Origin of the sequence: Winslowiella arboricola, from assembly GCF_025527015.1 — a bacterium.
GTDB lineage: Bacteria > Pseudomonadota > Gammaproteobacteria > Enterobacterales > Enterobacteriaceae > Erwinia > Erwinia arboricola.
The window spans coordinates 694,934-718,627 of record NZ_JAODIM010000043.1 but is presented as its reverse complement, the minus strand read 5'-3'; the positions used below and the strand labels follow the sequence as shown (position 1 = coordinate 718,627).

26 protein-coding genes and 1 other annotated feature are annotated in these 23,694 nt (G+C 53.3%); of the genes, 18 read left to right on the top strand and 8 right to left on the bottom strand.

The genetic code is table 11. The annotated features are described in order from the left end of the window. Positions 1-14: 14 nt before the first annotated feature. Complete coding sequence (gene kduI / locus N5923_RS20795) at positions 15-851, bottom strand: 5-dehydro-4-deoxy-D-glucuronate isomerase (protein ID WP_267144174.1); 837 nt, start codon at positions 849-851, stop codon at positions 15-17. Positions 852-1,086: 235 nt separating this feature from the next. Beyond that, positions 1,087-1,755, bottom strand: a complete 669-nt coding sequence (hxpB, locus tag N5923_RS20790) for a hexitol phosphatase HxpB (protein WP_267144175.1) — start codon at positions 1,753-1,755, stop codon at positions 1,087-1,089. A gap of 170 nt (positions 1,756-1,925) precedes the next feature. On the opposite strand from hxpB, the gene N5923_RS20785 reads away from it, so the two are divergent. Continuing rightward, the gene (locus N5923_RS20785) at positions 1,926-2,465 is read left to right on the top strand and encodes a YniB family protein (protein ID WP_267144176.1); all 540 of its coding nucleotides are present in this window, start codon (positions 1,926-1,928) and stop codon (positions 2,463-2,465) included. A gap of 29 nt (positions 2,466-2,494) precedes the next feature. On the opposite strand, the gene N5923_RS20780 is transcribed toward N5923_RS20785, so the two are convergent. Both N5923_RS20780 and ghoS read right to left on the bottom strand, forming a co-directional pair. After that, complete coding sequence (locus N5923_RS20780; protein ID WP_267144177.1) at positions 2,495-3,388, bottom strand: fructosamine kinase family protein; 894 nt, start codon at positions 3,386-3,388, stop codon at positions 2,495-2,497. Between the two features lie 104 nt (positions 3,389-3,492). After that, complete coding sequence (gene ghoS / locus N5923_RS20775; protein WP_267144178.1) at positions 3,493-3,783, bottom strand: type V toxin-antitoxin system endoribonuclease antitoxin GhoS; 291 nt, start codon at positions 3,781-3,783, stop codon at positions 3,493-3,495. A gap of 160 nt (positions 3,784-3,943) precedes the next feature. Between ghoS and N5923_RS20770 the strand changes: the two genes are divergently transcribed. The 17 genes from N5923_RS20770 to N5923_RS20690 all read left to right on the top strand — a co-directional run bounded on the left by N5923_RS20770 (position 3,944) and on the right by N5923_RS20690 (position 20,047). Then, entirely contained in the window at positions 3,944-5,056 is a 1,113-nt protein-coding gene (locus N5923_RS20770; protein ID WP_407704537.1) for an ABC transporter substrate-binding protein, read from the top strand. A 254-nt stretch (positions 5,057-5,310) separates the two neighbouring features. Beyond that, entirely contained in the window at positions 5,311-6,063 is a 753-nt protein-coding gene (locus N5923_RS20765; RefSeq protein WP_267144180.1) for a DUF481 domain-containing protein, read from the top strand. A 343-nt stretch (positions 6,064-6,406) separates the two neighbouring features. Continuing rightward, the gene (gene thrS, locus N5923_RS20760) at positions 6,407-8,335 is read left to right on the top strand and encodes a threonine--tRNA ligase (RefSeq protein WP_267144181.1); all 1,929 of its coding nucleotides are present in this window, start codon (positions 6,407-6,409) and stop codon (positions 8,333-8,335) included. Positions 8,336-8,338: 3 nt separating this feature from the next. Further along, positions 8,339-8,890, top strand: coding sequence for a translation initiation factor IF-3 (gene infC / locus N5923_RS20755; protein WP_040462415.1), 552 nt, complete (start codon positions 8,339-8,341; stop codon positions 8,888-8,890). A 94-nt stretch (positions 8,891-8,984) separates the two neighbouring features. After that, positions 8,985-9,182 (top strand): 50S ribosomal protein L35, encoded by a 198-nt coding sequence (gene rpmI / locus N5923_RS20750; RefSeq protein ID WP_010275699.1) that lies wholly within the window; start codon positions 8,985-8,987, stop codon positions 9,180-9,182. A 41-nt stretch (positions 9,183-9,223) separates the two neighbouring features. After that, the gene (rplT, locus tag N5923_RS20745) at positions 9,224-9,580 is read left to right on the top strand and encodes a 50S ribosomal protein L20 (RefSeq protein WP_017802139.1); all 357 of its coding nucleotides are present in this window, start codon (positions 9,224-9,226) and stop codon (positions 9,578-9,580) included. 266 nt (positions 9,581-9,846) lie between these two features. Beyond that, positions 9,847-9,971: a sequence feature (Phe leader region), on the top strand. Beyond that, a complete protein-coding gene (gene pheM / locus N5923_RS20740) occupies positions 9,852-9,896 on the top strand; it encodes a pheST operon leader peptide PheM (protein ID WP_106120997.1) in 45 nt (14 codons plus the stop codon). Its footprint overlaps the feature before it by 45 nt. 77 nt (positions 9,972-10,048) lie before the next feature. After that, complete coding sequence (gene pheS, locus N5923_RS20735; RefSeq protein WP_267144182.1) at positions 10,049-11,032, top strand: phenylalanine--tRNA ligase subunit alpha; 984 nt, start codon at positions 10,049-10,051, stop codon at positions 11,030-11,032. A gap of 15 nt (positions 11,033-11,047) precedes the next feature. Further along, positions 11,048-13,435: a phenylalanine--tRNA ligase subunit beta gene (pheT, locus tag N5923_RS20730; RefSeq protein ID WP_267144183.1), complete on the top strand. Its 2,388-nt coding sequence runs from the start codon at positions 11,048-11,050 to the stop codon at positions 13,433-13,435. Positions 13,436-13,439: 4 nt separating this feature from the next. Continuing rightward, positions 13,440-13,739, top strand: a complete 300-nt coding sequence (ihfA, locus tag N5923_RS20725; protein WP_017802142.1) for an integration host factor subunit alpha — start codon at positions 13,440-13,442, stop codon at positions 13,737-13,739. A 194-nt stretch (positions 13,740-13,933) separates the two neighbouring features. Beyond that, entirely contained in the window at positions 13,934-14,359 is a 426-nt protein-coding gene (locus tag N5923_RS20720) for a DUF2502 domain-containing protein (RefSeq protein ID WP_267144184.1), read from the top strand. 92 nt (positions 14,360-14,451) lie between these two features. Continuing rightward, positions 14,452-15,441 (top strand): vitamin B12 ABC transporter permease BtuC, encoded by a 990-nt coding sequence (btuC, locus tag N5923_RS20715; RefSeq protein ID WP_267144185.1) that lies wholly within the window; start codon positions 14,452-14,454, stop codon positions 15,439-15,441. A gap of 33 nt (positions 15,442-15,474) precedes the next feature. Further along, positions 15,475-16,020 carry a glutathione peroxidase gene (locus N5923_RS20710; RefSeq protein WP_267144186.1) on the top strand — a complete coding sequence of 182 codons (546 nt, stop codon included), beginning with the start codon at positions 15,475-15,477 and terminating at the stop codon, positions 16,018-16,020. Beyond that, positions 16,021-16,773 carry a vitamin B12 ABC transporter ATP-binding protein BtuD gene (gene btuD, locus N5923_RS20705; protein ID WP_267144187.1) on the top strand — a complete coding sequence of 251 codons (753 nt, stop codon included), beginning with the start codon at positions 16,021-16,023 and terminating at the stop codon, positions 16,771-16,773. 123 nt (positions 16,774-16,896) lie between these two features. Then, complete coding sequence (locus tag N5923_RS20700; protein ID WP_267144188.1) at positions 16,897-17,355, top strand: C40 family peptidase; 459 nt, start codon at positions 16,897-16,899, stop codon at positions 17,353-17,355. Positions 17,356-17,737: 382 nt separating this feature from the next. Further along, entirely contained in the window at positions 17,738-18,478 is a 741-nt protein-coding gene (locus N5923_RS20695) for an EAL domain-containing protein (protein ID WP_267144189.1), read from the top strand. Between the two features lie 129 nt (positions 18,479-18,607). Further along, positions 18,608-20,047 (top strand): protein adenylyltransferase SelO, encoded by a 1,440-nt coding sequence (locus N5923_RS20690; RefSeq protein ID WP_267144190.1) that lies wholly within the window; start codon positions 18,608-18,610, stop codon positions 20,045-20,047. Here N5923_RS20690 and N5923_RS20685 read toward each other — a convergent pair. The 4 genes from N5923_RS20685 to N5923_RS20670 are packed head-to-tail and all read right to left on the bottom strand — an operon-like array spanning position 20,044 to position 23,660. Beyond that, positions 20,044-20,823 carry a heme ABC transporter ATP-binding protein gene (locus N5923_RS20685; protein ID WP_267144191.1) on the bottom strand — a complete coding sequence of 260 codons (780 nt, stop codon included), beginning with the start codon at positions 20,821-20,823 and terminating at the stop codon, positions 20,044-20,046. The genes N5923_RS20690 and N5923_RS20685 overlap by 4 nt on opposite strands. Continuing rightward, positions 20,816-21,817, bottom strand: coding sequence for a FecCD family ABC transporter permease (locus tag N5923_RS20680; protein ID WP_267144192.1), 1,002 nt, complete (start codon positions 21,815-21,817; stop codon positions 20,816-20,818). The genes N5923_RS20685 and N5923_RS20680 overlap by 8 nt, the downstream gene beginning before the upstream one ends. After that, positions 21,814-22,632, bottom strand: a complete 819-nt coding sequence (locus tag N5923_RS20675) for a heme/hemin ABC transporter substrate-binding protein (protein ID WP_267144193.1) — start codon at positions 22,630-22,632, stop codon at positions 21,814-21,816. The genes N5923_RS20680 and N5923_RS20675 overlap by 4 nt, the downstream gene beginning before the upstream one ends. Beyond that, complete coding sequence (locus N5923_RS20670; protein ID WP_267144194.1) at positions 22,629-23,660, bottom strand: hemin-degrading factor; 1,032 nt, start codon at positions 23,658-23,660, stop codon at positions 22,629-22,631. Before N5923_RS20670 ends, N5923_RS20675 begins: the two co-directional genes overlap by 4 nt. Positions 23,661-23,694 lie beyond the last annotated feature (34 nt).

The window sequence follows — 23,694 nt, the reverse complement described above, 5'->3', positions numbered from 1 at the left end:
ACTGGCTGCGGGGGTTAACGCAATTCACTCACTTTTACGTGGTCCATATCATCAAATACCTGATTTTCGCCGACCATACCCCAGATAAAGGTATAGCGTTTGGTGCCGACGCCGGAATGGATTGACCAGCTTGGCGAGATCACTGCCTGCTCGTTATGCACCAGCAGATGACGGGTCTCCTGTGGTTGTCCCATCATATGGAACACGGCAGTTTCCTCATCCATATCAAAGTAGAAGTAGACTTCCATGCGCCGATCGTGGGTATGGCACGGCATGGTATTCCACAGGCTGCCTTCATCCAGTTTGGTCAGTCCCATGGTGAGCTGACAGGTCGGCAGCACATCAGGAATGATAAATTTGTTGATGGTGCGGCGGTTACTGGTGGCCGCATCGCCAAGGGTGGCGGTGGCTGCCTCTTCGAGAGTGATTTTGGTATCAGGATACGTGGTGTGGGCCGGGGCGCTGTTGTAGTAGAACTTCGCCGGATTGGCGGCATCGGCGCTGCTGAATACTACCGATTGTGCGCCCATGCCGACATACAGCGCCTGTTCGTTACCGATCTCCCAGGTTTTGCCGTCCACTTCAATCAGGCCGGGACCACCGATATTGATGACGCCCAGCTCGCGGCGCTCGAGAAAGTAGCTGACACCCAGCTGTTTGCCCACTTCGCTGCCGATAGTGACGCTTTTTGTCACCGGCATTACGCCACCGACGATAATGCGGTCGATATGGCTGTAGGTCATGGTGTAGTTATCCGCGTCGAAGATTTTTTCGATCAGGAATTCGCCACGTAACGCCTGGGTGTCGAGTTGTTTAGCGTGGTCGCTGTGGATGCTTTGACGAACTTGCATGTCGATGCCTCTCTGATTCATTCAGGTTAAACGTGCTGCCCGCAGTTATGCGGGCGGATAACCAGATGATAGGCATGACGGGACGTTAATTCAATAAAAATGAAATGCTGTTTTACTTATTATGTCACTTAGATCATATTTTTGGTTGCGCGATGTTGTCAGACGGGCGGCGAGAACGCCCCCCGATAAAAGACCTCGGTTTCTGCAGGGGCGGCATTCTCGCCGCCCGCGCTGTTTAACCTTGCAGATGTTGCCAGTTTAACTGTTCAAGCGAATCAAGGCGCGCATCAGCCAGTGACCAGCGCGCATCTGCCCGCAATTCAGCAGCGGGCACCACAATCGAGCGCATGCGTGCCGCTTTGGTGGCAATCATGCCATTAAATGAATCTTCCAGCGTGACGCAGTTAAGCGGATCAACCCCCAGTTTTGCTGCGGCATCCAGATAGACCTGCGGATGGGGTTTGCTGTAAGGCAGTGTTTCGGCGGAAGCCAGTGCGTCGAAGTAGTGGCGCAGATCGAACATCTCCAGCACCCGCTCCAGCATATGCAGTGGTGAAGCGGAGGCGAGGCCGATTTTCAGACCCTGGTCGCGACAGAGTTGCAGGGCATGACCAACGCCGGGCAGTAACGGGCGCTGCTCTTCTACCCGCTGCAGCGCGCGGGCGATAATGCGCCGGGTGACCTCGGCCTGGTCCGGGCCGCTCCATGGCATCGCTTCATACCACATGCGTACCACCTGATCGATGCGCAGGCCGAGAGTGTCGGGCAGTTCGTTGCGGCGCGAAAGATCAACCCCGAGGGTGGCAAAAATATCCATTTCAGCACGGTCCCATAGCGGTTCCGAATCAATCAGCAGACCATCCATATCGAAAATCGCGGCCAGCACTGGGCGGGTATAAGGCATATCACGGCTCCGTTTTACAGTTTAATCCACCTTAGCATGAAGCCACTGAGCGCTGAAGGGCGATAAAACCGCCGGGATCGGCAAAATTACGCCGGATTAACGTTTTTTTCAGGCAGTTTTGGCCGCCAGCGGGTAGACTTACAGCGAAATCGAAGGTACCAGGAGAAACCATGACTTATCAACAAGCTGGCAACGTCGCCATCCTGAAGCGCATCGCCGGCTGGATTGTGTTTATTCCGGCATTGCTGTCGACAATCATTTCACTGCTGGGGTTTATGTTTAAGCACAGTGAGAAGCAGCCGGGCATTGACGCCGTGATGCTCGATTTTGTCCATGTAATGATTGATATGATCCGCTTTAATACGCCGTTTCTGAATATTTTCTGGCACAACTCGCCGGTGCCGGACTTTAATGGCGGCAGTAATCTGCTGTTCTGGCTGATCTATATTTTGATTTTTGTCGGGCTGGCATTAACCACTTCCGGCGCACGCATGTGGCGACAGTCGCGTCATCTGAAAGAAGGGATTGAGGATCAGCTGATCCTCGAGAATGCTAAAGGCAGTGAAGGGCGCAGCCGTAAACAGCTGGAAGAGAAAATTGTCGTGCCACGCCACACCATTTTCCTGCAGATTTTCCCGCTCTATATCCTGCCGATTATCGTCGCCGTTGCGGGTTACTTCTTCCTCTCTCTGCTCGGTTTTGTCCGCTAAGCAGTGCGAATGCCGGCCTGATAATACAATCAGGCCGGTCTGACCTGCCTTTGTCCGAGCTCATCCAGATCCAGCAATGCGCCTACCGCGCGTTGCGCTTCGCCCAGCCAGCTGCCGCCAAACACATTGGCGCGATTGAGTAAAAAGTAGAGCTGATAGATCGGCTGACGTTGCAGAAAGTCGTGAGGTAGCGGCCAGACTGACTGATAGCCGTCATAGATCTGCGGTGGCAAATGGTCATACCACGACAGCATGGCTAAATCACATTCGCGATCGCCCCAGTAGCAGGCCGGGTCGAATATCCACGGTCCGCTATTGCTGCCGGCGCAGTTAGCAGGCCAAAGATCGCCATGCAGCAGGGAAGGCTGTGGATGGTGTGCCGCCAGCGCCTGTTGCACGCAGTCAACAATCAGATCCATATCACCGTACTGAATGCCTTTTTCTGCCGCCAGTTGCAGCTGCCAGCCGATGCGCTGTTCCGCAAAGAAGATTGACCAGCGGCGTAGCCAGCTGTTTGGTTGGGGAGAGGTGGTGAGATTATTATCAAAATCGAGGCCAAACTGCGGCTGATCGCTCCACTGATGCAGTTTCGCCAGCTGCTGGCCCAGTTGCCAGGCGCTGTGCGCATCAAGGGGCTTAATCGGCAGATATTCCAGCAGCAGAAAGCTGTACTCGCGGTCACTGCCTACGCCATATACTTGCGGCACCCGCACCGTCTGGCTGCGCGCCAGCAGTTCCAGCTGGTCGGCTTCCCAGGTGAAAAGCGCCAGCATATCGCGGTTATTACATTTTACGAATACGTCATGATCACCGTAGCGAATATGCCACGCAGGATGCACATCACCACCGGGAAGCTCGGTACGCTGATGGATTTCGGCGTTACCTAACTGCTCACTCAACAGACGACTAATGGCTGACCACATAGGGCTTTCCTCTTTTTCGCTGCGTAATGTCAATTCTAACGCTTAAATATTCACCGAATCCAGCATTCTGCACAGATATTGCACGATTTTACATAGCGGCGCAGTTATTTTTGCTGCTGCTGATACGCCTCCCAGTTGAGTACTTCAACTTCAGGACGTTCGCCAAGGGCGATTTCACCAAATCCGGCGGCCAGCTCTTTAATTTCACTCTCTTCCAGCGCACTGATAATGCCGAAACTGTTGGTGCCCAGCTCATGCGGTTTGCCTTCGTCGTCATTTAGCGTGGGCGAAAAACCGGCTTCTGTAATGGTGCTGGTGAGTTTATTAAGGTCAGTGAGACCTTTTTCCTGGTAGTGAAATGTAACCACATAACGGGTTAATGATGTTGAGCTCATGGTTTACCTCATTGTTATCGCGGGTGTTTTTAGCATAGACCATTGGACAGAAAGGGGTTAACCGCGGCAATACAGATTTGATAATGCAACTAATAATCATTACCATCATGCTGCTAACAATCTGATCCTTAAGGAGCTCGACGTGCAACGCGCATTCAAACTGGTTTCGCTGGCCTCGCTGCTGGCCCTCTCTTCATCGGTACTGGCATCAACTTATCCGCTGACCCTGACCGATTCCGATGGCAAACAGGTGACGCTGAAGCAGGAGCCAAAACGTCTGGTGGTGCAGGACGGGCGCGATATTCTGTCGCTGGCGCTGCTTGATCGTGACAATCCCTTCCAGCGTGTGGTGGCATGGAACAATCTGCTGAAGAAGAGTGATGGCGCCACCTGGGAGATGATGGATAAAAAATGGCCGCAGGCGAAAAAAATTATCGATATGGGCTTCAGCGATAAAGGCGAAGTGAATCTGGAGAGCGTGATTGCTGAGCGCCCTGATTTGATGGTGGCGCAGTTGCGTTCCAAACCTTCACTGACGCAAACCGGCGTGCTGGACAAATTGAAGCAGTTAGGCATTCCGGTGCTGTTTATCGATACTTTCCAGAAGCCGGTTGAAGATGCGCCAAAAAGCATCACTTTGCTTGGTAAAGCGCTTAACCGCGAAAGTGAAGCCAAAGAGTACACTGATTTCTACCAGCAGCACTACCAGGCGATTCTGGATAAAGTGCGTGACGTTCAGCCTAAGCCGCGGGTATTTATTGAAGCTAAAGCCGGACTGGGCGGTCTCGACTCCTGCTGCTTTACCCATGCGCATGTTGGCTGGGGCGCATTGGTGGAAGCGACAGGCGCAACTAACCTCGGCTCAGAACTGCTGCCAGGCGCTACCGGCGATATCTCGCTGGAGAAAGTGATCGCCTTGAAACCTGATGCTTATATTGTCTCCGGCTCGCAGTGGGCCAGTAAAAATAACGCCGCGGTGCCGTTTGGTTACGGTGTCACGCAGCAACAGGTAGATGGTGCATTTGAAAAGATGAAGCAGCGCCCGGGCTTTGCTGAGTTACAGCCAATAAAACAAGGACGTTTCTACGGCCTGTACCACAATTTCTATAACCATCCGTATAACATCGTCGGTCTGGAGTATCTGGCGAAGTTTATCTATCCACAGCAGTTCAGCAATCTCGATCCGGCGAACACCTGGCATGAGATTCTGACCCGCTTTACTACCGTGCCGGAAGGTAAGGGTGTACTGGGTTCGCAGGCGCCTGAAAACTGATTTGCAGGCGGGCGCAATTACTGGCGCCCGCCACCAAAAATTCTTCTTTCGCCCCCGCTGTAAGTTGTTCCAATAACCTCTATAATGCGCGCCGTTAATCAGAAGTATCTTATAAATGAAGCGTTTCACTGCGGATGCGTGGTAAAAAGAGCGATTTAACACTTGTTTACAAAAATTACCGTAAATGGCATTGATCGTCCTTCAAAACGCTTCAGACTCATTCCTTTTGAAACTGCCGTACAGGTCACATTTATATGAAAGCGCTTAAAAAGTTGTCTGCTGTTCTTTTGCTCTCAGGAGTGTGTTGTCACCAGGCTCTGGCTGATAACTCAGTTTTCACCACCATGGATGACCCGTCTACTGCCAAAACGCCGTTTGAAGGAAGTGCTTCCGCCGGTTACCTGGCGCAAAGTGGCAACACCAAAAGTTCTAACGCCACTGCGGCAACCAATATGACCTGGTACCAGACCAGAACCGCTTACAGCCTGTGGGGCAACGCATCGAATGCGTCGTCCAACGATGAGCGTTCTTCTGAGACTTATCAGATTGGTGGTCGTTCACGTTACAACATGACCGATTATGACTACCTGTTTGGTCAGGCCAGCTGGTTAAGCGATCGTTTTAATGGTTACGATGGTCGTTCCATTCTCGCTGCCGGTTACGGTCGTCAGATCCTGAATGGCCCGGTGCATTCACTGCGTGTGGAAGCGGGTCCAGGTGTGCGTTACGACGATTACCATGAAGGCGGCCATGATACTCAGCCGCTGGCTTATGGCGCAGTCAGCTATAACTGGCAGTTAACCGACAACACCAAGTTTATCCAGGGTGTGTCAGTACTGGGTAGCGACGATACCACCGTCAACTCAGAAACCGGCCTGCAGGTAGCGATTAACGAGCATTTTTCACTGAAGATGGCGTATAACGTGACCTGGAACCAGAATCCGCCGGAATCTGCGCCGGATCATACTGATACCAAAACCACTATTCTGCTGTCCTACGCGATGTAATCTCAATGGGCCGAAGCTTTTCGGCCCGTTTCTTTACTGTCAGCGACTCATCTGCCGAATTGCCCGCCCAAAGTGATATTAATCGCGTAATCAGTGACCTGTACTTTGATGCTAACATCAGCGCGCGTCTCACAGCCCGTGCATTTACCCGTTTCGGCGTGTAAGATGTTCCCGCTTAAAGTGTTTTTGTGGTTTATCACGCTTTAACAACTCTGTACCCAGGCCGAGTACCAAACTGACAATTGTGAGTCGGTTTCAAGTCTCATGCGCCTGATGTATATAAATAAACGATGATTTGTATGTAGCCTTTCGTGTGGGTTACCACTGCAATTAAGGATATGAAATGCCCGTTATTACTCTTCCTGATGGAAGTCAGCGTATTTTCGACCACGCCGTTAGCGTGATGGAGATTGCCCAGGACATTGGTCCGGGTCTGGCGAAAGCCTGCATTGCCGGTCGCGTAAATGGTGAACTGGTTGATGCCATCGATCCGATTACCGAAGATGCTCAGGTCGCGATTATTACCGCGAAAGACGAAGCCGGTGTGGAAATTATTCGCCACTCCTGCGCGCACCTGTTGGGGCATGCGATTAAGCAACTGTGGCCGGACACCAAAATGGCTATCGGTCCGGTTATCGACAACGGTTTTTACTACGACGTTGATATTGACCGCACCCTGACGCAGGAAGACCTCGAGCTGCTCGAAAAGCGTATGCATGAGCTGGCTGAGAAGAATTATGACGTCATCAAGAAGAAGGTGAGCTGGCAGGAAGCGCGTGATGCGTTTGCCGCGCGCGGCGAAATCTACAAAACCACCATCCTTGATGAGAATATCAGCCACGACGACCGTCCTGGCTTGTATCACCACGAAGAATATATCGATATGTGCCGCGGTCCGCACGTACCGAATATGCGTTTCTGCCATCATTTTAAACTGCAGAAAATGTCCGGCGCTTACTGGCGTGGCGACAGCAATAATAAGATGTTGCAGCGTATCTACGGCACCGCATGGGCCGATAAAAAGCAACTGGCGGCTTATCTGCAGCGTCTGGAAGAAGCGGCGAAACGCGATCACCGTAAAATTGGTAAACAGCTCGACCTGTATCATATGCAGGAAGAGGCGCCTGGCATGGTGTTCTGGCACAACGATGGCTGGACTATCTTCCGTGAACTGGAAGTGTTTGTACGCACCAAGCTGAAAGAGTATGACTACCAGGAAGTGAAGGGTCCGTTTATGATGGACCGCGTGCTGTGGGAAAAAACCGGCCACTGGGAAAACTACAAAGAAGCGATGTTTACCACCTCATCGGAAAACCGCGAATACTGTATTAAACCGATGAATTGCCCTGGCCACGTGCAAATTTTCAATCAGGGTCTAAAATCATACCGCGACCTGCCACTGCGTATGGCGGAATTTGGTAGCTGTCATCGTAATGAGCCGTCAGGCGCGCTGCATGGTTTGATGCGCGTGCGTGGCTTTACTCAGGATGACGCCCATGTCTTCTGTACTGAAGAGCAGGTGCGTGACGAAGTCAATAGCTGTATCAAGATGGTGTACGATATGTACAGCACCTTCGGTTTTGAAAAAATCGTGGTGAAACTGTCTACCCGTCCGGAAAAACGCATTGGCAGCGATGAGATGTGGGATCGCGCCGAGCATGATCTGGCGGAAGCACTGCAGGAAAATGGCATCGAATTCCAGTATCAGCCGGGTGAAGGAGCGTTCTACGGTCCGAAAATTGAATTTACCCTGCATGATTGTCTGGATCGTGCGTGGCAGTGTGGTACCGTACAGCTCGACTTTTCTTTGCCAACACGTCTGAATGCTTCATACGTGGGTGAAAATAATGATCGTCAGGTGCCGGTGATGATTCACCGCGCTATCCTGGGTTCCATGGAGCGCTTTATCGGTATTCTTACCGAAGAGTATGCCGGTTTCTTCCCGACCTGGCTGGCTCCTGTACAAGCAGTGATAATGAATATCACTGATGGTCAGTCCGAATATGTCGCAGAATTAACCCGTAAACTGCAGAATGCGGGAATTCGCGTCAAAGCGGACTTGAGAAATGAGAAGATTGGCTTTAAAATCCGCGAGCACACTTTACGTCGTGTTCCTTACATGCTGGTCTGTGGTGATAAAGAGGTGGAAGCAGGCAAAGTCGCCGTTCGCACCCGCCGTGGTAAAGACCTGGGTAGCATGGACGTAAATGATGTTATCGAAAAGCTGCAGCATGAGATTCGCAGCCGAAATCTTCATCAATTGGAGGAATAAAGTATTAAAGGCGGAAAACGAGTTCTACCGACGCGACCAAATAAAATTAACGGTGAAATCCGTGCAACAGAGGTGCGTCTGACAGGCATCGAAGGCGAGCAGCTGGGTATTGTTAGTCTGCGTGAAGCTATCGAGAAAGCTGAAGAAGCAGGTGTTGATTTAGTTGAAATCAGCCCTAACGCCGAACCGCCTGTATGCCGTATCATGGATTACGGCAAGTTCCTCTACGAAAAAAGCAAATCTTCTAAGGAACAGAAGAAGAAGCAGAAAGTTATCCAGGTTAAGGAAATTAAATTCCGTCCTGGAACCGATGATGGCGACTATCAGGTCAAACTACGCAACCTGATTCGCTTTCTGGAAGATGGCGATAAAGCCAAAATCACGCTGCGTTTCCGTGGTCGTGAGATGGCGCACCAGCAGATCGGTATGGAAGTGCTTAACCGCGTCCGTAAAGATCTGTGTGAAGATCTGGATTTGGCCATTGTCGAATCCTTCCCTTCGAAGATCGAAGGCCGCCAGATGATCATGGTGCTCGCTCCCAAGAAGAAGCAGTAGGCCATTCAAGTAGTTTACCGCGCAGCGTTCGCGCTGCACGGTGACTCGCCTGTCTGATTCATTTTATTAACAATGCGAAGTGGAAATTTTTGAAATGCCAAAGATTAAAACTGTACGTGGCGCGGCTAAGCGCTTCAAGAAGACCGCCTCTGGTGGCTTCAAGCGTAAACACGCTAACCTGCGTCATATTCTGACCAAAAAATCTACTAAGCGTAAACGTCATCTGCGTCCGAAAGGCCTGGTGTCTAAAGGCGATCTGGGTCTGGTTATTGCCTGCCTGCCGTACGCATAAGTAAATTTTTTTTTAAACAGAATATAATTCAGGAGAGCTAAATGGCTCGTGTAAAACGTGGTGTAGTTGCTCGCGCACGTCACAAAAAAATCTTAAAACAAGCCAAAGGCTACTACGGTGCACGTTCACGTGTTTACCGCGTTGCCTTCCAGGCAGTCATCAAAGCTGGTCAGTATGCTTACCGCGACCGTCGTCAACGTAAACGTCAGTTCCGTCAGCTGTGGATCGCGCGTATTAACGCAGCAGCTCGTCAGAACGGCCTGTCTTACAGCCGCTTCATCAATGGCCTGAAAAAGGCTTCTGTTGAAATCGACCGTAAGATTCTGGCTGACATCGCTGTATTCGACAAAGTGACCTTCTCGGCACTGGTTGAAAAAGCGAAAGCAGCTCTGGCGTAAGTCAGAATACCCTAAATAATTCGAGCGGCAGGAAGGCGGCAAGGCCGCGAATCCCCAGGAGCATAGATTACTATCTGACTGGGGTGAACGGGCGCAGCCAACGCGCCTGCCGCTTGAAGTATGACGGGTAGTTAAGAGAGGGAGCTCGTCTCCCTCTTTTATTTCCTGTAACTCAAGCAAAAGATTGACATTTGTGCCTGCTGGCTTTTCAATAGAGCGGTTCAGATGACTGATAAACTTCAGATAAGATTCTCTATAAGGTAACGCAAGCATGAATGCTGCTATTTTCCGTTTCTTTTTTTACTTTAGCGCCTGACAACCGGGGGCTTTTGCGCAAAGAGAAGAAACGAAAAATCGCGCTAAAAGCCTCCCTCGTGGAGGCTTTTTTGTTTTCGGCGTAATGATAATCGGACTTTGAGTCCCAACAAAAAAACAGACCGGCCATGCAGGCTGGAAGAAGAGGAAACAATGTCACATCTCGCAGACCTGGTTGCCAGTGCTAAGGCAGCCATCGAAGATGCCCATGATGTCGCCGCGTTAGATCTGGTACGCGTCGAATATCTGGGAAAGAAAGGGCATCTTACGCTCCAGATGAGCTCCCTGCGCGACGTGCCAGCGGAAGATCGTCCGGCGGCCGGTGCGGTAATTAATGATGCCAAACAGCAGGTGCAGGAAGCGCTGAATGCGCAGAAGTTGGCGCTGGAGTCAGCGGTGATGAATGCCCGTCTGGCACAGGAGACCATCGATGTCTCCCTGCCAGGTCGTCGCATCGAAAACGGTGGTTTGCATCCGGTTACCCGCACCATTGATCGTATTGAAACCTTTTTCGGTGAGCTCGGCTTTGAAGTAGCGACCGGGCCGGAAATCGAAGATGACTATCATAACTTCGATGCGCTGAATATTCCTGGCCATCACCCGGCGCGCGCCGACCATGATACCTTCTGGTTTGATGCGACCCGTCTGCTGCGTACCCAGACCTCGGGCGTGCAGATCCGCACCATGAAAGAAAAGCAGCCGCCGATTCGCATTATCGCGCCAGGCCGCGTCTACCGTAATGATTACGACCAGACTCATACCCCGATGTTCCATCAGATGGAAGGGCTGATCGTTGATAAAAATATCAACTTTTCCAACCTGAAAGGGACACTGCACGAATTCCTGCGCAACTTCTTTGAGGAAGATCTGCAGGTGCGTTTCCGTCCGTCCTATTTCCCGTTTACCGAACCGTCCGCCGAAGTGGATGTGATGGGTAAAAACGGCAAGTGGCTGGAAGTGCTGGGCTGCGGCATGGTGCACCCAAACGTCCTGCGTAATGTCGGTATCGATCCGGAAGTCTACTCAGGTTTCGCGTTTGGCATGGGCATGGAGCGTCTGACCATGTTGCGCTATGGCGTAACCGATCTGCGCGCTTTCTTCGAGAATGATTTACGTTTCCTCAAACAGTTTAAATAAGGGCAGGTTATACCAATGAAATTCAGTGAACTCTGGTTACGCGAATGGGTAAACCCAGCCATTGACAGTGAAGCGTTATCCGATCAAATCACCATGGCGGGGCTGGAAGTGGACGGCGTTGACGCCGTAGCCGGTGACTTTCATGGTGTGGTAGTTGGCGAAGTGGTTGAATGCGGTCAGCATCCCAATGCCGATAAACTGCGCGTGACCAAAATTAATGTTGGCGGCGAACGGTTACTGGATATCGTTTGCGGCGCACCGAATTGCCGTGCTGGCCTGAAAGTGGCGGTCGCCACCGTTGGCGCCGTGTTGCCAGGTGATTTTAAAATTAAAGCGGCGAAACTGCGTGGCGAACCGTCTGAAGGCATGCTGTGCTCTTTCTCTGAGCTGGCGATCTCTGCCGATCATGATGGCATTATCGAACTGCCTGCCGATGCACCAGTGGGTACCGATATCCGCGACTATTTGCAGCTGAACGATAACACCATCGAAATTAGCGTGACGCCAAACCGCGCCGACTGCCTGAGCATTATCGGTGTGGCGCGTGACGTGGCGGTGGTGAATCAGCTGCCGCTGACCGAACCGGAAATTGCGCCGGTCGTCGCAACTATCAGCGATACCTTCCCGATTCGCGTTGATGCCGTCGACGCCTGCCCGCGCTACCTGGGTCGCGTGGTGAAAGGCATCAATGTTAAAGCCGAATCGCCACTGTGGTTGCGTGAAAAACTGCGCCGTTGCGGGATCCGTTCTATCGATCCGGTAGTTGATATCACCAACTTTGTGCTGCTGGAGCTGGGTCAGCCGATGCACGCCTTCGATCTGGATCGCCTTGATTCTGGTATTATCGTGCGCCTGGCGGCAGAGGGCGAAACCCTGACCCTGCTGGACGGCAGTGAAGCGAAGCTGAGCAGCGATACGCTGGTGATCGCCGATCATCAGCAGGCGCTGGCGATGGGCGGCATCTTTGGCGGCGAGCACTCTGGCGTCAACGAAGAGACGCGCAACGTGCTGTTTGAATGTGCGTTCTTCAGCCCGCTGGCGATTACCGGTCGTGCGCGTCGTCAGGGTCTGCATACCGATGCTTCACACCGTTACGAGCGCGGGGTTGATCCGGCGCTGCAATATAAAGCGATGGAGCGGGCTACCCGTCTGCTGCTGGATATCTGTGGCGGCGAAGCCGGCCCGGTTATCGATGTGACCAATGAAGCCAAGCTGCCACAAGCGGCGACCATCCGTCTGCGTCGTGAAAAACTCGATCGTCTGATTGGCCATGTGATTGCAGACGAGCAAGTGACCGATATTCTGCAACGTCTGGGTTGCCAGGTGACTGCGACTCAAGGTGAATGGCAGGCGATTGCGCCGAGCTGGCGTTTCGATATGGAAATCGAAGAGGATCTGGTGGAAGAAGTGGCGCGTGTTTACGGCTACAACAATATTCCTGATGTGCCGGTGCAGGCCAGCCTGGTGATGACTAAACACCGTGAAGCGAATCTGTCGCTGAAGCGCGCGAAAGCGATGCTGGTGGATAAAGGCTATCAGGAAGCGATCACTTACAGCTTTGTTGATCCAAAAATCCAGGCGCTGTTGCATCCTGGTGAAGAAAATCTGCTACTGCCAAGCCCGATTTCGGTCGAGATGTCGGCGATGCGTCTGTCTTTGTGGAGCGGTTTACTGTCGGCGGTGGTGTACAACCAGAACCGTCAGCAGAGCCGAGTGCGCCTGTTTGAGAGCGGCTTACGCTTTGTGCCTGATACACAGGCAAACCTCGGTATCCGTCAGGATCTTATGCTGTCAGGTGTATTAAGTGGTAATCGCTATGAAGAGCATTGGGACCTGGCGCGACAGGCAACAGACTTCTATGATTTAAAAGGTGATTTAGAATCGGTTCTGGATCTGACGGGTAAACTGGAGTCCATTGAGTTCCGGGCCGCAGCCAATCCGGCGCTTCATCCGGGTCAAAGTGCGGCAATTTATTTGCACGGTGAGAAAATCGGATTTATCGGTGTGGTGCATCCTGAGCTGGAACGTAAGCTGGATCTTAACGGACGCACCTTAGTGTTTGAACTGCTTTGGGATAAGGTCGCAGACCGCGTGCTGCCTGAAGCGCGCGAGATTTCACGCTTCCCGGCAAACCGCCGTGATATCGCTGTGGTGGTGGCCGAAAACGTGCCTGCAGCAGATATCATCGCCGAGTGTAAGAAAGTTGGCGTAAATCAGGTAGTTGGCGTAAACTTGTTTGACGTGTACCGCGGTAAGGGTGTAAATGAGGGTTATAAGAGCCTCGCTATCAGCCTGATTTTGCAAGATACCGGCCGGACACTCGAAGAAGAGGAGATTGCCGCTACTGTTGCAAGATGTGTAGAGGCACTGAAAGAGCGATTCCAAGCATCCTTGAGGGATTGAACCTATGGCGCTTACAAAAGCTGAAATGTCTGAATACCTGTTTGAGAAGCTTGGGCTTAGCAAGCGGGATGCCAAAGAGCTGGTTGAGCTGTTTTTCGAAGAAGTGAGACGTGCTTTGGAAAATGGCGAACAGGTCAAATTGTCCGGTTTTGGCAACTTTGATCTCCGCGACAAGAATCAACGTCCGGGACGTAACCCAAAGACTGGCGAAGATATTCCGATTACGGCACGGCGCGTGGTGACGTTCCGCCCGGGTCAGAAGCTTAAAAGTCGGGTTGAGAACGCCTCGCCGAAAGAAGACTAATCTGAGTCATATAAAAGGCCGCGCAAGCGGCCTTTTTCATTTCTGTGCCTTCGGGTTTATTTTTCCACGCTCCCTCCACAATGTCAGGATTTCGTAAGCTCTCAGAAAGTAAGGCGAAAATCATCCGTCAGCTGATAGTTAGCAGCATAAGGTATTGCTATAACAAGCCCATCTTATAAAGAGAGGAAAGCCCGATGAAAAAAACGGCTATGTTACTTTGCGTCCTGTCAGGGATGCCGCTGCTGGCGCAGGCCGGTGTTTCGATAAATATTAATACACCGGGAGTCTCTGTTTCGATTGGCGATCGTAACGATCGTGGTGATTACTGGGATGGTTACGACTGGCGTGAGCCGTCCTGGTGGAAGTCGCATCATGGCCGTCGTGTAGGCGAACGTGGTCCACGCGGTGACTACTGGAATGGTAATGGCTGGCAGAAGCACGCGCCCAAACAGCATGCGGCGAAGCCAGAGCCGCAACCGCAGCGCCAGCCACAGCATCAGCAGGCTGCCCAACATGATAATGGTCATGGTAAGTCGCAGCAGGGCGGCGGACAGAAAGCTCAGGGCAACGGCAAAGGTGATAATCAACAGCCTGTGCCACCGCAGGATCAGCATCGTTAATCATTTCCCCCGGAGCCAGCATTGCTGGCTCTATCTTTTTTGCCCACAGCCACTACAATTAAAACCCTGTTTTCTTTGATAAAGAGCCACCAATGACTCTGCTTTCGCACCTGTCGCTGCGCGCCGATCGCTATGGGCGGCGCTGGCTATGGTTGCTGCTGGCGCTGACGCTGTCAGTGACGGTGATCAGCCTGTGCGCCGGTGACAGCTGGATTGCGCCTGACGCCTGGTTCAGTCAGCAGGGGCAGCTGTTTGTCTGGCAACTGCGTTTACCGCGTACGCTGGCCGTGTTGCTGGTCGGGGCGTCGCTGGCCGTTGCTGGCGCGGTGATGCAGGCGCTGTTTGATAATCCACTGGCAGAGCCTGGATTACTGGGCGTTTCCAATGGCGCCGGGGTCGGGCTGGTATTAAGCGTGATGCTCGGTAACGGGCAACCCTGGAGCCATAGTCTTGCCGCCATCGCAGGCGCACTGCTGGCGACGCTGATTCTGCTGCGTTTTGCCCGTCATCATCTCTCCAGCAGTCGCCTGCTGCTGGCCGGTGTGGCGCTGGGGATTATCTGTAGCGCAGTGATGACCTGGGCGGTCTATTTCAGCAGCAGTCTCGATCTGCGCCAGTTAATGTACTGGATGATGGGAGGATTTAGTGGCATTGACTGGCGTTACCGCTGGCTGATGCTGGCGCTGTTGCCGATCTTGTTGTGGCTGACCGCGCAGTCACGCGCGCTGAATTTACTGGCGCTGGGTGAAGTTTCCGCGCGTCAGCTGGGTCTGCCGCTGGCGTTATGGCGTAATCTGCTGGTAATGGCGATTGGCTGGCTGGTGGGTGTCAGCGTGGCGCTGGCTGGCGCTATCGGCTTTGTTGGTCTGGTGATCCCGCACATATTGCGGCTTAATGGGCTGACCGATCACCGCATACTGTTACCGGCATGCGCGCTGGCGGGCGCCGCAGTGTTGCTGGGCGCCGATATTGTCGCTCGCGTGGTGCTGACTTCGGCGGAACTGCCGATTGGTGTGGTGACCGCCACGCTGGGCGCGCCGATTTTTATCTGGTTATTACTGAACAATCGTCGCCAGCAGTAGCTGGCAAATCCAACCCTGACACAGGAAATCCGCATGAGTATTTATGATACAGAACTGGTGACGCTGGATGGTGAGAAGACCACGTTGCAACAGTGGCAAGGTAAAGTACTGTTAGTGGTTAACGTGGCGTCAAAATGTGGTTTAACCGCGCAATATGAGCAGCTGGAGCAGTTGCAGAAAGAACTGCACCCGCAGGGCTTCGATGTTCTGGGCTTTCCGTGCAATGCGTTTCTTGAGCAGGAGCCGGGCACTAACGAAGAGATTAAAACCTTTTGCAGCACCACCTACGGTGTGACCTTCCCGATGTTCAGTAAAATTGAGGTCAATGGTGATCATCGCCATCCGTTGTATGCGCAGCTGACGGCGGCGCAGCCGCAGGCACTCGCCCCTGAAGACAGTGGCTTCCTTGAGCGCATGACCAGCAAAGGCCGGGCGCCAAAAGCCAGCGGCGATATTCTGTGGAACTTCGAAAAGTTCCTGATCGGGCGTAATGGTGAAGTGCTGCAACGCTTTTCGCCGGATATGACGCCGGATGACCCGATTATCGTCAACAGCATTAAGCAGGCGCTGGCCGGTTAAATGCTGCTGGATATTGATGGCGCTGCGCTGGCCGGGCGCCTGGCACCATTTAGTGCGCAGGTCACCCCCGGACAGCTTATCCATCTTCTCGGCCCCAACGGGGCCGGAAAAAGTTCGTTACTGGCACGACTGTCCGGTTTGTTACCGGGCAGCGGACGCATTCAGTTTCTCGATAAACCGCTGGAGATCTGGAGTGGTCAGCAGCTGGCGCGTCATCGCGGCTGGCTGCACCAGCAACAGCTGCCGCCCGGTCTGATGGCGGTATTTCACTATCTGCAACAGCATCTGCAATATGCCGATCAGTCATGCGATACGGTATTAGCGCATATTCTGGCTGAACTGCAACTGACAGATAAGCTGGCGCGACCGCTTAATCAGCTTTCCGGCGGCGAGTGGCAGCGAGTGCGACTGGCGGCGGTACTGTTACAAATTACGCCGCAGGCCAATTCCCACGGCAAACTGCTGCTGCTGGATGAACCGATGGCCGGGCTGGATGTGGCGCAACAGGCGGCGCTGGATCGCCTGCTGCTGGCTCAGTGTCAGGCGGGTGTGACGGTAATTATGAGTGGCCATGATCTCAATCACAGCCTGCGTCATGCGCAGCAGGTATGGCTGCTGAAAGGGGGGGCGGTGATCGCTCAGGGCGCGACGCAACAAGTCATGCAACCGGAGCAACTTGAACAGCTGTATCAGGTGCCATTCCGCAAACTCACCGTTGAAGGGCATCAGATTCTGACCACGCTGGTGGATTAGCGTGGGAGCCGGAAACGGCTCCAAACCTGCCTGTAGGGGCGGCGTTCTCGCTGCCCGTGCCGATGGTTTCTACTCGTTGTATAGTATAAAGTTATTTTTATCTTTTCTCCGGGAACTGCTGTTATGCGCATCTGGCTTGTTGTTATTGTGCTTATTCTGGCGGGTTGCAGCAGTCATGCTCCGCCGCCAAATGGACGACTGTCGGATTCGATTACGGTTATTGCCCAGCTTAATGAACAGCTGGGTCAGTGGCGCGGCACTCCTTATCGCTACGGTGGTATGAGCCGTGGTGGCGTTGACTGCTCCGGTTTTGTCTATCTCACCTTCCGCGACCGCTTTGATCTGCAATTACCGCGTACCACTGAAGCCCAGACTGATGTGGGCACCCGCATCGACAAAGACGAGTTATTGCCTGGCGATTTAGTATTTTTCAAAACCGGCAGCGGGGAAAATGGTCTGCATGTCGGCATTTATGATACCGATAATCAGTTTATTCATGCCTCAACCAGCAGGGGTGTGATCCGATCTTCGCTGGATAATGTTTATTGGCGAAAAGTATTCTGGCAGGCGCGCAGGATTTAAAATGATTGAAACTATTTAATAGTCTGCGAATAGTTTCAGATAAATGCGCATTTATTCAGCGACGGAAAAAGGAGATAATCATCTCAGGTTTTTCGGCGCTGTGAATGATACTATTTCAATTAGACGATTTTTTTATATTCCCTTAACTCAGATTTTCCCGCTTCGTCACTCGCTACGACAGTAGAAAACCTTTCCGACGCGTACCTGCTATCTAAGGATAAGCACAATTTATGACTTTCAATCGTTAATTTTCTTTACGTTTTGTCAGGCGCTTTTCTCTCTGAGCAAAGCCGAATGCAGCTGAAGGCCCATTAGCGCTATTGATTGTCATAATTTGTTGTTATAGGATGCGCAAACTGCCACTTAATAATGGCTTAACAAAATGAAAATCCATTTAGCTGCTGACTATGATATTAGTGCAGCATTTTATCCTATTTACACCCTGACGGGTCAGTTGACTGCCGTGGAACTTATCTCGTGGTTCTCGCATGAAACGGCTAATGTGGCGATCCCGGTTGAGATGCTGATTGCGCAGCTTACGTTTGAGCAACGCATCGCACTGCTGCAAAGCCAAATTAGTTTAGTAGAAAAACATTATGATTTCTTTAGTCATCATGATCTGCATGTCGCTATTAATATTGACGAAATGATCGCCCAGGCGATTTTAGATAGCGAGTTTCTTTTACACAAAATGGGGTTGTTAGATTGTCTCGAACTGGAAATTAATGAAAGCTTCGCGAATTTATCAGAAGGTAGAGATAATCCGCTGCTGGCGGCGTTAAGCGATCAGTTTTATCTTAGTCTGCAAAATTTTGGCGCGGGGAAAGCCACACCAAAAGCGGTTTATGACAACCTTTTTTACCGGGTGAAATTAGATAAAACATTTATTCAGCACAATATCAGGCGGCTATCTTTTGCACCTTTTATAAATGCTGTGCTGAATAATATTGCTCCACACTGCCAGCAGATCATTGTGCAGGGCGTTGACGATGCGAAAGGTCTGGAAGAAATCAGCAAGTATCCTTTTTCCGGTATTCAGAGTGCTTTGTTTCCGGCAGTGGATGAAGCATCGCTGGGCGCATTAATTCGGCCACCAAAAGAGCTTTCGGATTTCTACGGATAGAAAAGCCGGTTTACCCCCTGTCTATTGAAGCGGGCAGGGGGTAAACTGAAAAAATTGGGCCAGTGAAAGCGTCATTTCCTGTCTGATTTTTATCAGAAATTGCCTCGGTTTTGCTTTTAAGGAGGCAGCATGCAGTTCAATAATAGCTGGTTTAATGAACTACCCGGCTTCTATACCGCACTGAATCCCACCCCATTAAAAAATCCGCGTTTGCTGTATCACAGCGACTCTCTTGCGCAACAACTTGGCCTTGATGACAGCTGGTTTACCGCGGATAAAGCTACCCTGTGGAGCGGTGAAACCCTGCTGCCGGGCATGCAACCGCTGGCGCAGGTTTACAGTGGTCATCAGTTTGGCGTCTGGGCCGGACAGCTGGGCGACGGGCGCGGTATTTTGCTCGGTGAACAGCAGCTTGCCGATGGCCGTAAATTTGACTGGCATCTGAAGGGGGCCGGACTGACCCCTTACTCGCGGATGGGCGATGGTCGTGCGGTACTGCGCTCCACGTTGCGCGAATTTCTTGCCTCAGAGGCGATGCACCATCTCGGCGTGCCGACCTCGCGCGCATTAACCGTGGTTACCAGCGATGAACCGGTGTACCGCGAAACCACCGAGCGTGGCGCTATGCTGCTGCGTGTGGCCGAGAGCCATGTGCGTTTTGGCCATTTCGAACACTTCTTCTATAACGGCCAGCAGGAAAAACTGCAGCAGCTGGCTGACTATGTGATTGCTCATCACTGGCCTGGGCTGGTCGGTGACGCGGATGCGTATCTGCTGTGGTTTACCGACGTAGTAAAACGCACCGCGCGGCTGATTGCCCACTGGCAAAGCATCGGTTTCGCCCACGGCGTAATGAATACCGACAATATGTCGATTCTCGGCATTACGCTTGACTACGGTCCTTACGGTTTCCTTGACGATTATCAGCCGGGTTTTATCTGCAACCATTCCGATCATCAGGGACGCTATGCATTTGATAATCAGCCGGTGGTGGGTCTGTGGAATCTTAACCGGCTGGCGCATGCGCTTTCCGGGCTGATGAGTACCGATCAACTGAAACAGGCGCTGGCGGAGTATGAACCCGAGCTGATGCGTGCCTGGGGCGACAAAATGCGCGCCAGACTGGGGCTGCTGACCAGCGAGAAAGGCGATAACGATATTCTCACCGGTCTGTTAAGCCTGATGACCCATGAGGGCAGTGACTATACGCGCACTTTCCGTCTGTTAAGTATGACGCAACAGGATGAGAGCCGTTCGCCATTGCGCGACGAATTTATTGACCGTGACGCCTTTGACCGCTGGTACAACGACTATCGCCAGCGGTTGCTGCGCGATCAGAGCAGTGACGAGGTGCGTCAGCCGCTGATGAAGTCGGTTAACCCGGCGATTATTCTGCGTAACTACCTGGCTCAGCAGGCGATTGAACGGGCGGAACTGGATGATATCAGCGTACTGACGCGCTTACATCAGGCGCTCGCCCGTCCGTTTGACGATGCGCCTGAGTTTGCTGATCTGGCGCAGCGTCCGCCGGACTGGGGTAAAAAAGTTGAGGTCAGCTGCTCCAGCTAACGGCGCAGTGCAATCTGCGGTACGGCTTCACTGGCGTGGGGCAGTACCAGCAGATCGGCCTGATACCAGCGCGTCAGCGTAGCTTCCGTCATCACTTCTGCCGGCGTGCCGCTGGCGACCAGACTGCCCTGATGCAGTAACAGCATCCGGTCCGACCACAGCGCCGCCAGATTAAGATCGTGCAGCACGCAACATACCGTCAGCTTGCCCTGACGCGTCAGCTGATGCAGCAATCGCAAAGCATGCTGCTGATGATAAAGATCCAGCGCTGAGGTTGGTTCATCGAGAAACAGCCAGCCTTGTGGGCCATCCTGTTGCCATAACTGCGCCAGCGCACGGGCTAACTGCACCCGCTGCTGTTCACCGCCTGACAGCTGACGATAATCACGTTTTGCCAGTGCTTCACAGCCGGTTAACGCCATCACTTCTCTGACCACCGGCATCACCGCGTGTTGCGGCCAGGGCGCCCGACCCATGGCGATTACGTCCTGTACTGCCAGTGGAAACACCAGCGTACTCTGCTGGCGCATCACCGCACGATGACGCGCCAGCTGCTGTTGTGACCATTCAGACAGCGCGATGCCATGCAGCTCGCAATAACCGGCGGAAGGGGGGAGATAACCGGTCAGCAGGCGCAGCAGCGTCGATTTACCGGCGCCGTTTGGACCAATCAGCGATACCATTTCACCGGCATGCATCTGCAGCGAAACCGTATCAATCAGGCGGCGGCCAGCGGCGTGGTAACTCAGGCCATGCGCCTGTAATAGCTTATCCATGATTGCCTGCCTGACGACGTAAAATTAGCCAGAGAAACCACGGACCGCCAAGCAGACTGGTCAGCAGGCCAACCGGCATCTCAGCCGGCGCCACCAGCGTGCGCGCCAGCGTATCGGCGATCAGTAACAGAATTGCCCCCGCCAGCACCGAACCGGGTAGCATCCAGCGGTGATCGGCCCCGAGGCACATGCGCATCAGATGCGGCACCACCAGACCGATAAAGCCAATCACGCCACTGATCGCTACCGCCGCAGCCACCAGCAGGGCGCTGAGGATCATCAGATGGCGCTGGGTGCGCTGCACATCGACCCCCAGATAGTGCGCTTCCTCCTCGCCAAATTGCAGCAGATTAAGACGCGACGCGCGCCACTGGATCAGCAGCGCCGCCGGGATAATCAGTGAGGCGCAGGCCAGCACCGTTGCCCATTGCGCCTGACCGAGACTGCCCATCCCCCACAGCGACAGCTGGCGTAACTGCTGATCATTACTGATCCACGACAGCACACCCACCGCCGCGCCACAGAGGGCGTTAATCGCGATTCCCACCAGCAACAGACGCGACAAACCGGTCTGCCCGAGGCGACTAAGGGTAAAGATCACCAGCGTAATCGTCAGGCTGCCGATAAACGCCGCCAGCATCGGCACATACAGCGCGAGGATGGCCGGCAACGCCAGCGGCAGCACCACCGAAATCGCCACTGCCAGCGCCGCGCCACTGCTGATTCCCAGCAGGCCAGGATCGGCCAGTGGATTGCGGAACAGCCCCTGCATGACTGCGCCTGACAGCGCCAGCGCCGCGCCGACCAGCATCGCCAGCAACACCCGAGGCAGACGGATATTCCACCAGACCTGCCACAGCATACTGTCGTGCGGCGCATTCCAGACCATCGACAATGACAGGCGCATCGCCCCAAGGTTAGCGGCCAGTAGCGCCAGCAGCAGCAGACTAATCAGCATCACCGCCAGCCAGCGCAGCGGAAAACGATCGATCATTTGGCGACCGCTTCCGCTGCTTTCCGCAATTTTACTATTGCGCCCGGCGTATCAAGGCCAAAACCGAGCAGCGCCATATCATCCACCACCAGCAGCTGCTTGTTTTTGCCGGCTGGCGTCATTGCCAGACCTGGCAGTTTCCACAGATTCTCCTCGCTGCCGATCTTATCCATACCAGAAACGCTGACCACCACCAGATCGGGGGCACTGGCGATCACCCCTTCCTGTGATAACGGCTGATAGCGCTGAATATTGCCCATCGCATTCTGTACTCCGGCGGCCGTAAAGGCGGCATCAGCAGCGGTATTGCGACCGGCCGCCATCGCGGTCATGCCGCTATGGGCCAGAATAAACAGCGCTTTGACCGGCAGCGGCTGCGCTGGCAGGGCTGACAGCTGCTTATCAATGCTCTGCTGCAGTTTCTTGCCCGCCTCCTGATGCTGTAACGCCCCGGCAACAGTCGCGATTTTGCTGTCGATAGCTTTCAGATCGGTTGCGCCGGTCACCGTCACCACTTTTACGCCTGCCTGCTCAACTTGCTGTAATACCAGCGAAGGCTTCGCCAGCTCGCTGGCCAGCACCAGCGTCGGTTTCAGCGCCAGAATGCCTTCGGCATTTAGCTGGCGCATATAGCCGACATCGGGCAGCTTAGTGACCTGCGCCGGATGCAGACTGGTGCTGTCTCGTCCTACCAGCTCCTGCTGTGCATCAAGGGCATAAATAATCTGTGTAACGTCACCGCCAATCGATACCACGCGCTCGGCGGCGAGCGTGGAAAGCGGCAGGGCCAACAGCGCAATCAGCCAGCGTTTCATGCGCTTACTCCTTCGGCGCTTAGCGCCGCCAGCTGCTGGCGCCACTGCATCTGCTCCGGCTGGCCTTCAGTACGCTGACCATAAAGTTGCGCAATTTGCGTGCCGTCGGCAGCAAACAGTTCAAGGCTGGTGACCAGTCCGTCAGCGGTGGGTTTACGCGTGATCCAGCTTGCGGCGATAGCATCTTCAATCAGGTGCAGGGTAAATTGCGGATTAAAGATATTCAGCCAGTTATCCATTGGCAGCAGTTTTTCAATCACGCCGGTAAAGATCTGCACACAGCCACGGTTGCCGACAAAAATCATAATCTCATTGCCGTCGGTTTTCGCCATTTCCAGCAGCTGGCGCAGGGAATGATTGCTGACCTGCACCGCCAGATCCTCAGGCACGGCATTAAATGCCTGCTGACGACTGATATTGTGACGTTTTAGCAGGCGGAAGAACTGATGAACATCCGTCATCGCCCGCCATTCCTGCTCTATCACTACGGCATCAGGCGCAGCGCTCAGGCTCTCTGCGACAACGGGTATCACACCCAGTTCACCAGCGTCAGGCTGCACAAATCGCGCAATCAGCGCATCCCATGCGGCAACATCAGTCTGGTCGGTGGTATACACTTTCAGCACCGCATCGCCGTGCGCATCAAAGAATTGCAGGCTCTGGCGCGCGCCGCGCGGGCTCTGCTCTTTTAGCGCGAAGGCGCTGTGCCAGCTATTAACAAACAGACGCAGATCCAGCGCGCGCGGGTTCAGTACCAGTCCGGCATGATCGCCGATATTCAGATTGGTGTAGTGGCCGATATGTTCATGTACGGCGTACTCGTTGCGGGTGATGGATTTGGTTTCACCCACGGCTTCAAGCGCCTGCAAAATCTCGCGCATCTCATTACGCAGTTGCTGTGCGTCATAACCGACGCGGGCGTGAGTCAGTTGCGCTTCGCTAATCGCCAGTTCGCGCGCCAGATCGCGGGCATATTTCTTTGGCTGTGCCGCCTTCAGATCCTGATATTGCTGATAAAGTGTGGTCATAATGTGCTTCCTGTTTAAAATGCCCCTGCTGCTG

Coding starts and splice junctions, on each gene's coding strand:
- N5923_RS20675 (WP_267144193.1), bottom strand. CDS start 22,632: ATGAAACGCTGGCTGATTGCGCTGTTGGCCCTGCCGCTTTCCACGCTC.
- pheT (WP_267144183.1), top strand. CDS start 11,048: ATGAAATTCAGTGAACTCTGGTTACGCGAATGGGTAAACCCAGCCATT.
- N5923_RS20690 (WP_267144190.1), top strand. CDS start 18,608: ATGCAGTTCAATAATAGCTGGTTTAATGAACTACCCGGCTTCTATACC.
- N5923_RS20680 (WP_267144192.1), bottom strand. CDS start 21,817: ATGATCGATCGTTTTCCGCTGCGCTGGCTGGCGGTGATGCTGATTAGT.
- N5923_RS20720 (WP_267144184.1), top strand. CDS start 13,934: ATGAAAAAAACGGCTATGTTACTTTGCGTCCTGTCAGGGATGCCGCTG.
- N5923_RS20695 (WP_267144189.1), top strand. CDS start 17,738: ATGAAAATCCATTTAGCTGCTGACTATGATATTAGTGCAGCATTTTAT.
- pheS (WP_267144182.1), top strand. CDS start 10,049: ATGTCACATCTCGCAGACCTGGTTGCCAGTGCTAAGGCAGCCATCGAA.
- kduI (WP_267144174.1), bottom strand. CDS start 851: ATGCAAGTTCGTCAAAGCATCCACAGCGACCACGCTAAACAACTCGAC.
- btuD (WP_267144187.1), top strand. CDS start 16,021: ATGCTGCTGGATATTGATGGCGCTGCGCTGGCCGGGCGCCTGGCACCA.
- N5923_RS20685 (WP_267144191.1), bottom strand. CDS start 20,823: ATGGATAAGCTATTACAGGCGCATGGCCTGAGTTACCACGCCGCTGGC.
- rpmI (WP_010275699.1), top strand. CDS start 8,985: ATGCCAAAGATTAAAACTGTACGTGGCGCGGCTAAGCGCTTCAAGAAG.
- rplT (WP_017802139.1), top strand. CDS start 9,224: ATGGCTCGTGTAAAACGTGGTGTAGTTGCTCGCGCACGTCACAAAAAA.
- ghoS (WP_267144178.1), bottom strand. CDS start 3,783: ATGAGCTCAACATCATTAACCCGTTATGTGGTTACATTTCACTACCAG.
- N5923_RS20780 (WP_267144177.1), bottom strand. CDS start 3,388: ATGTGGTCAGCCATTAGTCGTCTGTTGAGTGAGCAGTTAGGTAACGCC.
- N5923_RS20765 (WP_267144180.1), top strand. CDS start 5,311: ATGAAAGCGCTTAAAAAGTTGTCTGCTGTTCTTTTGCTCTCAGGAGTG.
- hxpB (WP_267144175.1), bottom strand. CDS start 1,755: ATGCCTTATACCCGCCCAGTGCTGGCCGCGATTTTCGATATGGATGGT.
- N5923_RS20670 (WP_267144194.1), bottom strand. CDS start 23,660: ATGACCACACTTTATCAGCAATATCAGGATCTGAAGGCGGCACAGCCA.
- N5923_RS20710 (WP_267144186.1), top strand. CDS start 15,475: ATGAGTATTTATGATACAGAACTGGTGACGCTGGATGGTGAGAAGACC.
- ihfA (WP_017802142.1), top strand. CDS start 13,440: ATGGCGCTTACAAAAGCTGAAATGTCTGAATACCTGTTTGAGAAGCTT.
- N5923_RS20700 (WP_267144188.1), top strand. CDS start 16,897: ATGCGCATCTGGCTTGTTGTTATTGTGCTTATTCTGGCGGGTTGCAGC.
- btuC (WP_267144185.1), top strand. CDS start 14,452: ATGACTCTGCTTTCGCACCTGTCGCTGCGCGCCGATCGCTATGGGCGG.
- thrS (WP_267144181.1), top strand. CDS start 6,407: ATGCCCGTTATTACTCTTCCTGATGGAAGTCAGCGTATTTTCGACCAC.
- N5923_RS20785 (WP_267144176.1), top strand. CDS start 1,926: ATGACTTATCAACAAGCTGGCAACGTCGCCATCCTGAAGCGCATCGCC.